The organism is Caulobacter ginsengisoli, from assembly GCF_030814835.1.
Lineage (GTDB): Bacteria > Pseudomonadota > Alphaproteobacteria > Caulobacterales > Caulobacteraceae > Caulobacter > Caulobacter ginsengisoli.
The window spans coordinates 383,077-396,072 of record NZ_JAUSVS010000002.1; the positions used below are offsets into that span (position 1 = coordinate 383,077).

At 69.3% G+C, this 12,996-nt stretch carries 16 protein-coding genes; 10 read left to right on the forward strand and 6 right to left on the reverse strand.

From position 1 onward, the window contains the following. The first annotated feature begins 114 nt into the window (after positions 1-114). Positions 115-2,190: a S46 family peptidase gene (locus QO010_RS07115; protein WP_307347754.1), complete on the forward strand. Its 2,076-nt coding sequence runs from the start codon at positions 115-117 to the stop codon at positions 2,188-2,190. Between the two features lie 3 nt (positions 2,191-2,193). On the opposite strand, the gene QO010_RS07120 is transcribed toward QO010_RS07115, so the two are convergent. Further along, positions 2,194-2,391 (reverse strand): hypothetical protein, encoded by a 198-nt coding sequence (locus QO010_RS07120; protein WP_307347755.1) that lies wholly within the window; start codon positions 2,389-2,391, stop codon positions 2,194-2,196. 130 nt (positions 2,392-2,521) lie between these two features. Here QO010_RS07120 and QO010_RS07125 point away from each other — a divergent pair, with 130 nt between their 5' ends. The 3 genes from QO010_RS07125 (at position 2,522) to QO010_RS07135 (ending at position 5,012) form a co-directional block, all read left to right on the forward strand. Further along, positions 2,522-3,808, forward strand: coding sequence for a NupC/NupG family nucleoside CNT transporter (locus tag QO010_RS07125; RefSeq protein WP_307347756.1), 1,287 nt, complete (start codon positions 2,522-2,524; stop codon positions 3,806-3,808). Between the two features lie 2 nt (positions 3,809-3,810). Beyond that, entirely contained in the window at positions 3,811-4,431 is a 621-nt protein-coding gene (locus QO010_RS07130; RefSeq protein WP_307347757.1) for a glutathione S-transferase family protein, read from the forward strand. Between the two features lie 176 nt (positions 4,432-4,607). Then, complete coding sequence (locus QO010_RS07135) at positions 4,608-5,012, forward strand: molybdopterin-dependent oxidoreductase (protein ID WP_307347758.1); 405 nt, start codon at positions 4,608-4,610, stop codon at positions 5,010-5,012. Here QO010_RS07135 and QO010_RS07140 read toward each other — a convergent pair. Next, a complete protein-coding gene (locus QO010_RS07140) occupies positions 4,990-5,481 on the reverse strand; it encodes a GNAT family N-acetyltransferase (protein WP_307347759.1) in 492 nt (163 codons plus the stop codon). The two genes, QO010_RS07135 and QO010_RS07140, sit on opposite strands and share 23 nt — an antisense overlap. Beyond that, positions 5,478-5,936: a PaaI family thioesterase gene (locus QO010_RS07145; RefSeq protein ID WP_307347760.1), complete on the reverse strand. Its 459-nt coding sequence runs from the start codon at positions 5,934-5,936 to the stop codon at positions 5,478-5,480. Before QO010_RS07145 ends, QO010_RS07140 begins: the two co-directional genes overlap by 4 nt. 61 nt (positions 5,937-5,997) lie before the next feature. On the opposite strand from QO010_RS07145, the gene QO010_RS07150 reads away from it, so the two are divergent. From QO010_RS07150 to QO010_RS07175, 6 genes are all read left to right on the forward strand, one after another. Next, positions 5,998-6,351, forward strand: a complete 354-nt coding sequence (locus QO010_RS07150) for a hypothetical protein (protein ID WP_307347761.1) — start codon at positions 5,998-6,000, stop codon at positions 6,349-6,351. Further along, complete coding sequence (locus QO010_RS07155; protein WP_307347762.1) at positions 6,348-7,283, forward strand: DUF1444 domain-containing protein; 936 nt, start codon at positions 6,348-6,350, stop codon at positions 7,281-7,283. Before QO010_RS07150 ends, QO010_RS07155 begins: the two co-directional genes overlap by 4 nt. Positions 7,284-7,293: 10 nt before the next feature. Continuing rightward, the gene (locus tag QO010_RS07160; protein WP_307347763.1) at positions 7,294-7,542 is read left to right on the forward strand and encodes a DUF3253 domain-containing protein; all 249 of its coding nucleotides are present in this window, start codon (positions 7,294-7,296) and stop codon (positions 7,540-7,542) included. Positions 7,543-7,547: 5 nt separating this feature from the next. Next, positions 7,548-8,132, forward strand: coding sequence for a uracil-DNA glycosylase family protein (locus tag QO010_RS07165; protein ID WP_307347764.1), 585 nt, complete (start codon positions 7,548-7,550; stop codon positions 8,130-8,132). Then, positions 8,129-9,148, forward strand: coding sequence for an alpha/beta fold hydrolase (locus tag QO010_RS07170; protein ID WP_307347765.1), 1,020 nt, complete (start codon positions 8,129-8,131; stop codon positions 9,146-9,148). Before QO010_RS07165 ends, QO010_RS07170 begins: the two co-directional genes overlap by 4 nt. 62 nt (positions 9,149-9,210) lie before the next feature. Continuing rightward, entirely contained in the window at positions 9,211-10,284 is a 1,074-nt protein-coding gene (locus QO010_RS07175) for a Leu/Phe/Val dehydrogenase (RefSeq protein WP_307347766.1), read from the forward strand. On the opposite strand, the gene QO010_RS07180 is transcribed toward QO010_RS07175, so the two are convergent. From QO010_RS07180 to QO010_RS07190, 3 genes are all read right to left on the reverse strand, one after another. Then, positions 10,281-11,759, reverse strand: a complete 1,479-nt coding sequence (locus QO010_RS07180; RefSeq protein WP_307347767.1) for an MFS transporter — start codon at positions 11,757-11,759, stop codon at positions 10,281-10,283. The genes QO010_RS07175 and QO010_RS07180 overlap by 4 nt on opposite strands. A gap of 40 nt (positions 11,760-11,799) precedes the next feature. Further along, a complete protein-coding gene (locus tag QO010_RS07185; protein ID WP_307347768.1) occupies positions 11,800-12,708 on the reverse strand; it encodes a hypothetical protein in 909 nt (302 codons plus the stop codon). Positions 12,709-12,819: 111 nt separating this feature from the next. Next, entirely contained in the window at positions 12,820-12,966 is a 147-nt protein-coding gene (locus QO010_RS07190; protein ID WP_307347770.1) for a hypothetical protein, read from the reverse strand. Positions 12,967-12,996: the final 30 nt, after the last annotated feature.

Here is a 12,996-nt window from a genome sequence, read left to right on the forward strand (position 1 = left end):
AAGTTAAATCGGGGTAACCGGCGCCGCTACCGACTCGCCATGGGGACAGGTTGCGCGCTATTGCCGCATCTTGCGCACGTTTCTGCCGACCGGGTCGGCCAGTACGAGGGGTTCATGACCGTATTCCGCACTTTTGCCGGCGCCGTTTTGGCCGCCCTGTTCGCCACCGCCGCCGTCGCCCCCGCTTGGGCCGACGAAGGCATGTGGACCTTCGACAACTTCCCGGCCGCGAAGGTGCAGTCGGACTATGGGGTGAAGATCGACAAGCCCTGGCTGGACAGGGTCCAGGCCGCCGCCGTGCGCATTCCGGGCTGCTCGGCCTCGCTGGTTTCCAAGGCCGGGCTGGTGCTGACCAACAACCACTGCGTCGTCGACTGCACCAAGGCGCTGTCCAAGGCCGGCCAGGACTATGTGAAGGACGGCTTCCTGACCGACGCCCGTAGCGATGAGGGCAAATGCCCGGGCATGACCGCCGAGGTGCTGATCTCGATCACCGACGTCACCGGCCAGATCAAGGCGGCGGGCGAGGGTAAGGTCGGCGCGGCCTATGTGCAGGCCAAGGAGGCGGCTCAGGCCGTCGCTGAAAAGACCATCTGCAATGACGTCCCGGGCCGGCGTTGCCAGACCATCAGCTTCTACCGGGGCGGCCAGTACAAGGTCTACATGTACCGCCGCTACACCGACGTGCGGCTGGTCTTCGCGCCGGAGTTCGACATCGCCTTCTTCGGCGGTGACCCGGACAATTTCAACTTCCCCCGCTTCGATCTCGATAGCGCCTTCCTGCGCCTCTATGACGGCGACAAGCCGGCCGCCACCCCGCAGTTCCTGAAGTGGAATCCCAACGCGCCGGCCGAGGGCTCGATGACCTTCGTGGCCGGCAATCCCGGCTCGACCGACCGCCTGCTGACCGTCTCGCAGCTGGAGACGCTGCGGGACCTGGGCATCCCGATCGGCCAGCTGCAGCGCTCCGAGCTGCGCGGCCGGCTGATCCAGTTCGGCGAGCAGGGCCCCGAGCAGAAGCGCATCGCCAACGAGCCCCTGTTTGGCCTGGAGAACAGCTTCAAGGTCTATTTCGGCCGCCAGATGGTGCTGAACGACAAGGCCTTCATGGACGCAAAGCGAGCCGCAGAGGCCGAGCTGCGCGCCAAGGTCGCCGCCGATCCCAAGCTGTCGGCCGAGATCGGCGATCCTTGGGCGGACATCGCCGCCGCCCAGAAGGCCTATGCCGACAACTTCCTGGTCTATCGCCAGCTGGAATCCGAAGCTGGCCGCGGCTCGCGCCTGTTCGGCTGGGCCCGCACGCTGGTGCGCGCCGGCCAGGAACGGGCCAAGCCCGACGCGGAGCGTATGAGCGACTATGCCGAGGTGCGCCTGCCGCTGGAGGCCAAGCGCCTGCTCGACCCGCGCCCGGTCGATCCGCAGATCGAGACCCTGCAGATGGAGCACTGGCTGCTCAAGACCCGGGAATACCTGACCGTCGACGCCCCGGCCGTGAAGACCATCCTGGGCAAGGACAGCCCCGACGCCCTGGCCGCCCGTCTGGTGGCCGGCAGCAAGCTGGCCGACCCGGCGGTGCGCAAGGCGCTGTGGGATGGAGGCCTGGCCGCCGTCATGGCCTCGGACGATCCGATGATCCAGTTCGTGCTGAAGACGGATCCGGACGCCAGAGCCGTGCGGACCATCTGGGAGTCTTCGGTATCGGGCCCGACCGACCGGGCGGCCGGCAAGATCGCCCAGGCCCGGTTCGCGGTCTATGGCGAGAGCGTCTATCCGGATGCGACGTTCAGCCTGCGCCTCTCCTACGGCAAGGTCGCCGGCTGGAGCTATCGCGGCGCGGACGTCCCGGCCTTCACCCGCATCGGCGGCCTCTGGGACCGCGCCACCGGCCAGGAGCCCTTCGCCCTGCCGCAGCGCTGGATCGACGCCAAGGATAAGCTGAACCCCGACACCGTCTTCGACTTCGTCAGCACCAACGACATCATCGGCGGCAATTCCGGCTCGCCGGTGATCAACGCCAAGGGCGAGGTGATCGGCGCGGCCTTCGACGGCAATATCCACAGCCTGGGCGGGGCGTACGGCTATGACGGCCGGGTCAACCGGACGGTCGTGGTGTCGACGGCGGCGATCACCGAGGCGCTGACCAAGGTGTATGGGCGCACGGCGCTGGTGCAGGAACTTCTCGGCAAGTAGCGGCTAGTGTTTGGGGCGCCCGGCCGCGGTTTCGCGCCGGGCGCGTTCCAGCTCGGCGGCTTCAGGCCCCTCAAGGGCGTCCTCGGCCTCATGGGCCGCCTTGTCGACCTTGCCGGACCTGGCGAACTCGGTCTGTTCCTTCTGGTAGCGCTTGCCGGAAATGTAGTCGCCTTCGCCTTGAATCTTGCTGCTATCGGCCATGGGAACCTCCTTGCGGGCTTCCAAAGGCAAACCCGCGCGCCGGGCCAGGGTTCCGAGGGGCGCCATCAACGCCCTTGCGCGCAGCCCACAGATCAATGTCAAACTGTCCCGCTGTCACCGGGGGACACACATGTACGCGCTGCAAAACCTCCAGAGCCTGGCGGGCATCGCCGTCGTCCTGGGCATCTGCTGGCTGCTTTCCGAGAACAGGAAGCGCTTCCCATGGAAGCTGGCCATCGGCGCCCTGGCCGTGCAGGCGATCCTGATCGGCCTGTTTTTCGGCCTGGGACAGGGCGGCGGCAGCCAGGCCTTCTTCGACGGGGTTGGGGCGTTCGTGGAGAGCATCCGCAGCGCGACCCAGGCCGGCACCGCCTTCGTGTTCGGCTTCCTCGCCGGCGGTCCGCCGCCGTTCGCCCTGACCGACCCCAAGGCCGCGCCCTTCATCTTCGCCTTCCAGGTGCTGCCGGTGATCCTGGTGATCTGCGCCCTGTCGGCGCTGCTGTGGCACTGGAAGATCCTCAAATGGATCACCAAGCTGTTCGGCATCCTGTTCCAGAAGACCATGGGCCTGCGCGGCCCGCCCGGTCTGGCGGCGGCGGCGACCATCTTCATGGGCCAGATCGAGGGGCCGATCTTCATCCGCACCTATCTGGACAAGCTGACCCGCTCGGAGCTGTTCATGCTGCTGGCGGTGGGGATGAGCTGCGTCTCGGGCTCGACCCTGGTGGCCTATGTCACCATCCTGCAGAACGCCATTCCCAACGCCGCGGCCCACGTGCTGACCGCCTCGCTGATCTCGGCCCCGGCCGGCATCCTGCTGGCCCGGATCATGATGCCGGCCGACCCCAGCGAGGCCACCGAGGAGCTCGATGGCGGGACCGACAAGACCTATGACAGTTCCATCGACGCCCTGATCAAGGGCACGGGCGATGGCCTCAACGTGGTGCTCAATGTCGGCGCCACCCTGATCGTCTTCGTGGCCCTGGCGGCGCTGGCCAACCACATCCTGGGGGCCTTTCCGCCCGTCGGCGGCGAGCCGATGAGCATCGAGCGCGGCCTGGGCGCTGTCTTCGCGCCGCTGGCCTGGTGCATCGGCGTGCCCTGGGGCGAGGCGCCGGTCGCCGGCCGGCTGCTGGGGGTCAAGCTGGTGCTGACCGAGTTCACCGCCTTCATCCAGCTGTCGGGCATGACCGAGCTTTCCGAGCGCACCCGCATCCTGATGACCTATGCCCTCTGCGGCTTCGCCAACATCGCCTCGGTCGGCATCAACGTCGCCGGCTTTGGCGTGCTGGTGCCCAGCCGCCGGGCCGAGGTGATGGGCATGGTGTGGAAGGCAATGATCGCCGGCTTCCTGGCCACCTGCCTGACCGCCTCGGTCGTGGGCCTGATGCCGGCCGGCCTGATCGCGGGCCAATAGCCATGAAACTTTACGACAGCTTCCGGGCTCCCAACCCGCGCCGGGTGCGCTGGTTCATGGCCGAGAAGGGCATAGACGACATCGAGATCGTCAATCTCGACGTCTTCAAGGGCGAGCACCGCGCGCCCGACTACCTGGCCAAGACGGGCCTGCCCAACGTGCCGGCCCTGGAGATCGACGAGGAGACCACCATCACCGAGTCGGTGGCCATCTGCCGCTATCTGGAGAGCGTCTATCCCGAGCCCAACCTGTTCGGCGTCGACGCCAAGGAAACCGCCGTCATCGAGATGTGGACCCGGCGGGCCGAGTTGATGCTGTCCAACCCGCTGATGATGACCGTGCGCCACAGCCACCCGGCCCTGGCGGCGCTGGAAAAGCAGATCCCCGAGATCGCCGACAGCAACCGCGCCGCCGCCACCCGGGTGCTGAAATTCTTCGACCGGCGCCTCGCCGAGAGCGCCTATATCGCCGCCGACCGCATCACCATGGCCGACATCCTGGCCGCCACGGCCATCGACTTCTCGCGCATGGCCAAGTTCTCGGTGCCGGAAGAGTTCGAGCATGTCCGCCACTGGTACGAGGGCATGCTGGCCCGGCCGGCGGCCAAGGCGGGTGTGAGTTGATCCGCCGGGCGGCGGCCATCTTTCTGCTGCTGGCGGCCCCCGCCTGGGCGCAGGACGACTGGCAAGCCTTGCCCTCGGCTCAGCGGACAAAGCCGCCGGTCCCGGCGCCGGCCCTGCCGTCTCCCATCCTTGCGCCGGGTGCGCCCTCTTCAAACCTGGGTGCCTCCAGCCTGAGCGTGACCGGGCTGAACGGCAAGGTGACCAGCTTCACGACCGCCGACCTGGCTGATCTGCCGCGCGCGACCGCCAGTCTGCGCTCGGGCGACAAGGCGACCGCCTATGAAGGCGCTCTGCTCAGCGCTGTGTTGAAGGAAGCCGGTGTTCCCTCCGGCCCACGTCTGCATGGCAAGCCGGTGGCCTCGGTCGTAGTGATCACCGCCGCCGACGGTTATCGCGTGGTGCTGTCGCTGGCCGAGGCCGACGCTTCGTTCCGGGATGGGGCGATCATCCTGGCCGACCGCAAGGCCGACGGCCCGCTGGCCGCCGACGACGGACCCCTTCGGCTGGTGATCGACGCCGACAAGCGGCCGGAGCGCTCGATCCGCCAGGTGGTGTCGATCAAGGTCGTCCCGGCGCCCTAGCCGCCCATTCCGGCCGCAGGATCGACAGGAAGGCCGAGGAGGAGAACGAGCCGTCTTCCATGCGGTAGATATCCCGCTTGATCCCTTCCACGGTGAAGCCCTCGCGGTCGTAGACATGCAGGGCGCGCGGGTTGGCCATGTTGCACTGCAGTTCGAAGCGGTGGGTGTCGGTGGTCTCGAAGACGTGGGCCATCACCGCCCGCAGGAACCGCGTGCCCAGCCCCTTGCCCGGCCGGCCAACCCCGAGCCGCTTGAGCTGCACCGTCGGGTGCGGCCCATCGAACCCCAGAAGGATGGCGAAACCCGCCACCCCGTCATCGCGCCAGACGAAGTAGCGGGCGTCGGTCGAGGCCATGTGCGCCTTATGGGTCTCCAGGTCCCAGTGGCCAATGAACAGCTCATAGCCCGGCGTCCGCTCGATCCGCATGATCGCCGGCAGGTCTTCCTCTGTGGCCGGCTCCAGGCTCATGGCGCGCGGCGCCCGACCTTCTTGATGATGCCGGAAAAAGTCAGCATCGGCCGCCCGCCCGTCGAGACGATGCCGCGCAGAAAGATCATCGAGCGGCCGGCCTGGACTACCTCGCCGACCGCCTCGACCAGGTCGCCGACATGGGCGGGGCCGACGAACTCGCCGTTCAGGCTGACGGTAACGGCGTGCTGTTCCAGCAGCTCCTTGCGGGCGATGCAGAACAGGGCGTAGTCGGCGAAGGTCAGCATGCAGCCGCCATGCATGAAGCCGCCGCCGTTCATGTGCTTCCTCTCGGCCCGGAAGGCGCAGCGCACCGTCCCGTCCGGCTCGTCGCGGAAATAATAGGGCCCCGACTGGTGCTCGAAGGGATCGTGATCGCCCCAGTACTGCCAGCCGGCCCATTCGCCCTCGGCGATCAGCCGCGGCCCGCCGACTATTTCGTCTCCGCCGTCCATGTGCTCAACATCCCTCACTCGGGTTTGCTCATAGCGAGGCTCGCCGCCGATGCGAACAGGAATGTCCAGGCTTTTGGCCCTGCTTGTGGCCTGCGTGCTGCTCGGCGCCAGCGGGCCACGGCCCGGCCCGCCGACCCTGCGGGGCCTAGAGGGCAACCTGCAGGTGGCGACGGCGGCGGGCGCTGCGGTTCCGCTGCTGGACGACGACGGCTTCTGGTCCCAGCCCGAGCTGAAGGGCAACGGTGACCTCGTGGCGCTGGTGCTGGCCGACTACATCTTCATCGCCCACGAGGGCGACGCCCAGGCGGTGGCGGAGCTGCGCGCCTACCTGGCCGATCCAGACCCTGACTCGCCGCCCGTCAGGGACAGGCTGCTGGTCAGGCGCAACGGCAAATGGAAAGTGCTGGCCCCATGATCGCCCTGACGAGGAGAACGGCCGGATTCGCCCCGGTCCTGGCGGCCTTCTGCCTGATGCTGGCGCCGCTGGCCGGGGCCTGGGCGGAGGCGGCGCTGCTGACCCCCAGGGCGTTCACCGACCGCTTCGTCGAGGCGCTGCATCAGGCCGCGCCGCAGCTGAAGGTGACCCGCAAGAGCGTCGACGAGCTGGACATCACCGCGCCGGGCGAAAAGGAGCCGGCCCAGCTCTACCTGGGCAACGCCTATCGGCAGTACGCCAACAACCCCTCGGCGCTCGACGAGATTATCGGCCGGTTCGTCCGGGTCACGATGGCCATGAACCAGACCCTACCGATCGTGCGGGCCGACATGCGGCTGCTGATCCGGCCGGCGTCCTACCTCGCCGAACTGGCGCGATTGCAGAAGGAGCAGGGCATGGACGATCCGCCCCTCTCCCGCCCGTTCACCGGCGATCTGGTGATACTGCTGGGTCAGAACACTCCGGACGCCTATCGCTACCCGCTGGGGAGCGATGTGCGCAAGGAACTGGGCGATGACCAGGACGCCATCTGGGCCTCGGCCCGGACCGCCACCCTGGCGGCGATGACCGACATCCAGTTCGAAACCGTCGCGCCGGGCCTGGTGCTGGTGTCGGCCAATGACGACCTGGCGCCCAGCCTGCTGCTGGACGACGCCTTCTGGCGCCGCAAGGAGCTGGAGGGGCCGGGCGAACTGACGGTGGCGGTGCTGGACAAGAGCACCCTGCTGGTCGGTCACGTGCAGGACCAGAAGGACTTCGACTTCCTGCAGGGCTTCGTCACCGAACAGTTCGACAACGGCGATGCTCTGTCGAAGGTGCTGCTGGTGCGCCGTGGCGGCCAGTGGATGGTCCGCGCGCCCGGGCTGGAGACCGACAATTCCGACGTGACGCCACGCCCTCGGATGGGATAGGCCCCTTGGCATGACCTCGCCCATCGAAGACGCCATCGAAGCCCTGCTGGCCGCCGCGCCGGAGGGCAAGAGCATCGATCCCGCCGCCGTCGCCAAGGCGCTGGACGCCGAGGGCTGGCGCCGGCAGCTCGGCCGGGTGCGCAACGAGGCCATCGGTATGGCAAGGCAGGGGCGGCTGGTGATCCTGCGCCACGGCAAGCCGGCCGACCCGGACACCTTCAAGGGCGTCTACCGCCTGAAGCGTCCCGATCCCGCCTAGGGGCCATGTCCCTCGCTGCCGTGCTCGCCGAGATCGCCGCCTGCCGCGCCTGCGCCGGCGAGCTGCCGCATGAGCCCAGGCCGGTGACCTGGGTGACGCCCGACACCCGTCTGCTGATCATCGGCCAGGCGCCGGGCCGGCGGGTGCATGAGAGCGGCGTCCCCTTCACCGACCCCTCCGGCGACCGGCTGCGCCAGTGGATGGGGATCGACTATGAGACCTTCTACGGCCGCCGCGAGATCGGGGTGGCGGCCATGGCCTTCTGTTTTCCGGGGACCAATCCCAAGGGCGGCGACTATCCGCCGCCGCCGCGCTGCGCCCGGCTGTGGCGGCCGCGGCTGATGGCCGCGCTGCCGAACCCGGAACTGACCCTGCTGGTCGGCGCCTACGCGCAAGACTGGGCCCTGGGCGAGGCGGCCGGAGCCAACATGACCGAGACGGTGCGACGCTGGCGGGACTATCTGCCCCGCTATCTGCCCCTGCCGCATCCGTCCTGGCGCAACACCGGTTGGCTGAAGCGCAACCCCTGGTTCGGGGACGAAGTGTCGCCTTTTCTTCGCGCCAAAGTTCGCGAAATACTCGGCCCATGAACCGCCGCGTCTTCCTGGCCTCCGCTGCAGCCGTGTCGACCCTGGGGGCCTGCGCGCCGATCATCCAGGCCGCCGGCCGCCCGGACACCGGCTTTGCCGGTCCGCGCCTGGACGGCGACAGCTTCGTCAGTTTCGACGGCGCGCGCCTGGGCATGACCGTCTGGTCGGCGCCCGAGGAGCCGACGGCGGTGGTCGTCGCCCTGCACGGCATGAACGACTACGCCAACGCCTTCCACGTCGCCGCCCCCGTCTGGGCCGGGCAGGGGATCGCCACCTATGCCTTCGACCAGCGCGGCTATGGCCGCTCGCCCAATCGCGGCGTCTGGGCTGGCCAGGATCTGATCAAGCGCGACGTCATGACCTTCGTCGGCCTGGTCCGCGCCCGCCATCCGGGCGCGACCCTGACCCTGATGGGCGAGAGCATGGGCGGGGCAGACGCCATCATCACCATGGCCGACCCCAGCGCCCCGGCGGTCGATCGCATCGTCCTGCTGGCGCCGGCGGTCTGGGGCTGGTCCAACCAGCCCATCCCCTACAAGACCGCCCTGTGGATCACCGCCCATGTCGCCGGGCCCAAGGTCATGCAGCCGCCCGAGGCGCTGGTCCGCAACATCTGGCCCACCGACAATCATGACGAACTGGTCGCCATGGGCCGCGACAACCTGATGATCTGGGGCGCGCGCAACGACACCCTCTACGGCATGGTCGATCTGATGGAGCAGGCCTGGGCCTCGACCGGCCGGCTCAAGGCCCCGGTGCTCTACTGCTATGGCAAGCATGACCCGATCATTCCGGCCCGGCCCAGCTTCCAGGCGGCCGGCCGGCTGAAGAAGACCGACCGCTCGGCCTACTACGCCAACGGCTATCACCTGCTGACCCGCGACAAGCAGGGGGCCAAGGTCATCGCCGATGTCGCCGCCTTTATCCGTGACCCGCGCGGGCCGCTGCCCTCCGGCGTTCCGACCATTCCCGGCGCCCCGACCCTGCCCAACCGGCAGATGGCTTCGGGGTTGTGAAGGCGGCTTTCGGGGCGTAAACCCCGCGCAACTTCCTTCCCCTATTTGCGTTGCGGACTGGCATGACTCTGTTCGATTCCCCGGCCTTCGAGAACCACGAAGGCGTGCACGCCTTCTTTGACGAAAAGTCCGGCCTCCGCTCGATCATCGCCATCCACTCCACCGCGCGGGGCCCCGCCGCCGGCGGCTGCCGCATGTGGCCCTATGCCAGCGCCGACCTCGCCCTGATCGACGCCCTGAAGCTGTCGCGCGGCATGTCCTACAAGAACGCCATGGCCGACCTGCCGCTGGGCGGCGGCAAGTCGGTGATCATCGGCGACAGCCGCAAGGACAAGACCCCGGCCCTGTTCGAGGCCTTCGGCGAGGCGGTCGAGTCGCTGGGCGGCCGCTACTGGACCGCCGAGGATGTCGGGGTCTCGCCCGCCGACCTGACCCACGCCGCCCGCAAGAGCCGCCACGTGGCCGGCCTGGAGGGCAGCCGCTCGGGGTCGGGCGATCCCAGTCCGGTGACCGCCGAGGGCGTGTTCCGGGGCATCGGGCTGGCCGTCGAGCGGGCCTACGACCGCGACCTCAAGGGCGTCACCGTCGCCCTGCAGGGTGTCGGCCATGTCGGCGCCTATCTGGCGGACAAGCTGCACGCGGCCGGCGCGAAGCTGATCATCTGCGACGTCAACGAAAAGGTCCTGGCCGAGGTCGCCGCCCGCACCGGCGCGACCATCGTGGCGCCCGAGGCCATCTTCGACGCCGAGGCGGAAGTCTTCGCCCCCTGCGCCCTGGGCGGGGCCATCAATGCCGAGACCCTGCCGCGCCTGAAGGGCCGGGTGATCGCCGGCGGGGCCAACAACCAGCTGGCTACGCCCGCCATCGGCCAGGCGCTGTTCGAGCGCGGCCTGCTCTACGCCCCCGACTATGTGATCAACGGCGGCGGCATCATCAATGTGGCCGGCGAGATCCGCGCCCTGGAACGCGGCGAGGCTTTCGACCGCGCCTGGGTGGCCGCCAAGCTGGACCGGCTGACCCAGACCATGGCCGAGGTCCTGGACCAGGCTGTCGCCGAGCGCCGCCCGACCCACGTCGTCGCCGACGAGATCGCCCGGGCCCGCATCCAGCGGCCGGACCGCAAGGCGGCGGCCTAGATCTTCTCCGCCCCCGCCGACGTCGCGCCCTTGTGGCCGCTGAGGTTGGCGCCGGCGTCCTTGTCCAGGCCCAGATAGAAGGGCAGGGCCATCAGGGTGACCGCGCCGATGGCGATATAGGGCAGGGTGAAGCGGTCCGGGGTCAGGGCGCCGTCGGCGCCGCCCCTGGCGAAGTGCAGCATCAGGCCGCCGAAACTGATCCCCAGGGCCAGCCCCACCTGCTGGGTCACCGCCGACAGGGTCGAGGCCGCCGCCACCGAGCGGTCGGGGACGTCGGCATAGGCGATGGTGTTGGCGGCGATGAACTGGCTGGAGCGGAAGAAGCCGCCGAATAGCAGCAGGCCCATGATCAGCGGGGCCGGCGTGCCGATCCGGAAGGCCGCGGGCGCGGCGATCATCACCGAGGAGACGACCAGGAAGACGCAGAGGGCGGTGCGGAAGCCGACCCGCTTGAGAATGGCCCCGGCGAACGGCCGGGCGCCCAGCACGCCCAGCCCGCCGGCCAGGGTGACCGAGCCGGCCTGCAGCGGCGTCCAGCCCATACCGACCTGCAACAGCAGCGGCATCAGGAACGGCCCTGCCCCGATGCCGAGCCGCACGAAGGTGCCGCCGACCAGGCTGGCCCGCAGGGTCTTGTACCTGAGCAGGCCCAGGTCGAGGATCGGCCGGGCCTTGCGCCGCGAGAAGCGGACATAGGCGAAGGCCGCGGCCAGGGAGGCGGCCACCAGGACCGCCTGCCAGACCGGCGGGATGATCGACAGGCCCCCGGTTTCGGCCACCGCCACGATACCGGAGATGGCGCTGGCGGCCAGGAAGAAGCCCAGCCAGTCGAAGGGACCGGGGTCGGGGCTTTTGATCGGCGGCACGAACCGCATGACCGCCACCATGCCCAGCAGGCCGACCGGCAGGTTGAGGTAGAAGATCCACGGCCAGTCGGCGACGCTGAGCACGAAGCCGGCCAAGGGCGGGCCGATCAGGGGCCCGATCAGGGCCGGCATGACGAACCAGCCCATGGCCCTGAGCAGCTGCTCGCGGGGGGCTTGGCCGACGACGATCAGCCGGGCCACCGGGGTCATCATCGCCCCGCCCATGCCCTGGATGATCCGCGCGCCCACCAGCTCGGTCAGGGTGCGCGAGAGGCCGCACAGGGCCGAGCCGATCAGGAAGACGGCCATGGCGGCCAGGAACACCCGCCGCGCCCCGAACTTCTCGGCCGCCCAGCCGCTGACCGGCACGAAGACCGCGAGGGCGAGGATGTAGGAGGTCAGGGCCAGCTTCAGGTGGATCGGATCGACATGGAAGCCGCGCGCCAGGGTCGGCAGGGCTGTCGACAGGGCGGTGGAGTCGATGAACTCCATCAACAGCGCGCTGGCCACCGCCAGCGCCACCAGGCGCGAGGCCCAGCTGGAAACGGCAGGCGGCGCATCGGGCAGCGGCGTTTGCGGCGCCGAGTCTAGTCGATCTTCGGAGGGCACGGCGCGGGTGTAACGCCGGACGACGCGGTTTGGAACCGCCTCAGCGCGGCGACTGCAGCGACGGCTGGCGGCCGATGCCACCGCGTGGCCGGGCCGTGGGCTTGGCGCCCGACAGCGAGAAGGTCAGGCCGAACACCGTGTCTTCGCGCGAGATGCCATAGGCCCCGATCTCGCGGCGGGCGGCGGTGGCGGCGATCTGGGCCCGGCCCTTGCGCCAGCCGATGCCGATCTGGGCCTTGCCGAACTCGGCCAGCTGCTCGACCGACCAGCCCGACTTCTTCCAGCCGCTGAACGGATCACGGATCAGGTTGAAGCCATAGGCCTCGCCCGAGCCGGCGGCGAAGATGAACCAGCGGCCCTTCCTGCGGTCGGGCTTGGCCTGCAGCTGGACCAGCAGGCCGCGCGACTGGGTCCTGGGCGGCGGCCGCGACACGCGCGGCGCGGCGGGATTGTCGAAGCTGTCGCGATCGATGGCCAGGCCCGAGCCCGGATTGACGGCGCCGCCGGGCGCGCCCAGGGCCAGGGTGATGCGGGGCAGGGCGGCTCTGGTCGACCGCGACGTCGGCTGCAGGCTGGCTCTCGCGTCGGGCGGCAGCAGCGCGGCCATGGTGATGGGCCGGGGCGCCATGCTGGAAGCCGAAGTCGCGGTTGGCGGCGGGGCGGAGGCCAGGCGGATGACGGAGGAATTGGGGACGGACGGGGCGGGCCCGCCGGCCAGCTGCACCGGCGGCCGGTCCTCGGCCCAGCGGCCGGTGCGGATCGGCGCGTCGGGATCGTCGCCGCCGGCCAGAGCCACCTGCGAGCCCGGGGCGGTCGATACATCGGCGAACTGGGTGTCGCTGAGGGCGCGGTTCGGATTGGCGCCGCTGTCGGCAGTCACCGCAACGCTCAGCGACGCCGCGACGACGCTGGTGACTGCAAACAAACCGATGCCGACTCGCGTCCGCACGTTCTCCCCCTAATTCCCCTGTCCCAAAGGTTAACGCGTTGGGGGGCCAGCGCAACCCGGCTCGCGGGACAAGCGAGGCGATTTCGCCCCCAAGGCGCCCGGTTTGGGTCGCTAGTGCCCGGGGCGGGGTTTGAAACTGCGCGGCTCGACGTTTTTCAGGCAGGATTTGTCGGCCTTTTCCCCATGTTTCGGCGCCGCGGCCGTTTTGGGGATCTGAAAACTGTTGTGCTGCGACTGCTGCTGGAATCCGGTGGGCATGTCCGTCCTCCTCACGCTCTTTCACTTTGG

Bases quoted from the DNA above. Each gene is read 5' to 3' on its own strand.
- QO010_RS07150 (WP_307347761.1), top strand. From the start codon at position 5,998: ATGTCCAGGCTTTTGGCCCTGCTTGTGGCCTGCGTGCTGCTCGGCGCC.
- QO010_RS07160 (WP_307347763.1), top strand. From the start codon at position 7,294: ATGACCTCGCCCATCGAAGACGCCATCGAAGCCCTGCTGGCCGCCGCG.
- QO010_RS07190 (WP_307347770.1), bottom strand. From the start codon at position 12,966: ATGCCCACCGGATTCCAGCAGCAGTCGCAGCACAACAGTTTTCAGATC.
- QO010_RS07165 (WP_307347764.1), top strand. From the start codon at position 7,548: ATGTCCCTCGCTGCCGTGCTCGCCGAGATCGCCGCCTGCCGCGCCTGC.
- QO010_RS07145 (WP_307347760.1), bottom strand. From the start codon at position 5,936: ATGGACGGCGGAGACGAAATAGTCGGCGGGCCGCGGCTGATCGCCGAG.
- QO010_RS07120 (WP_307347755.1), bottom strand. From the start codon at position 2,391: ATGGCCGATAGCAGCAAGATTCAAGGCGAAGGCGACTACATTTCCGGC.
- QO010_RS07155 (WP_307347762.1), top strand. From the start codon at position 6,348: ATGATCGCCCTGACGAGGAGAACGGCCGGATTCGCCCCGGTCCTGGCG.
- QO010_RS07140 (WP_307347759.1), bottom strand. From the start codon at position 5,481: ATGAGCCTGGAGCCGGCCACAGAGGAAGACCTGCCGGCGATCATGCGG.
- QO010_RS07170 (WP_307347765.1), top strand. From the start codon at position 8,129: ATGAACCGCCGCGTCTTCCTGGCCTCCGCTGCAGCCGTGTCGACCCTG.
- QO010_RS07175 (WP_307347766.1), top strand. From the start codon at position 9,211: ATGACTCTGTTCGATTCCCCGGCCTTCGAGAACCACGAAGGCGTGCAC.
- QO010_RS07115 (WP_307347754.1), top strand. From the start codon at position 115: ATGACCGTATTCCGCACTTTTGCCGGCGCCGTTTTGGCCGCCCTGTTC.
- QO010_RS07130 (WP_307347757.1), top strand. From the start codon at position 3,811: ATGAAACTTTACGACAGCTTCCGGGCTCCCAACCCGCGCCGGGTGCGC.
- QO010_RS07125 (WP_307347756.1), top strand. From the start codon at position 2,522: ATGTACGCGCTGCAAAACCTCCAGAGCCTGGCGGGCATCGCCGTCGTC.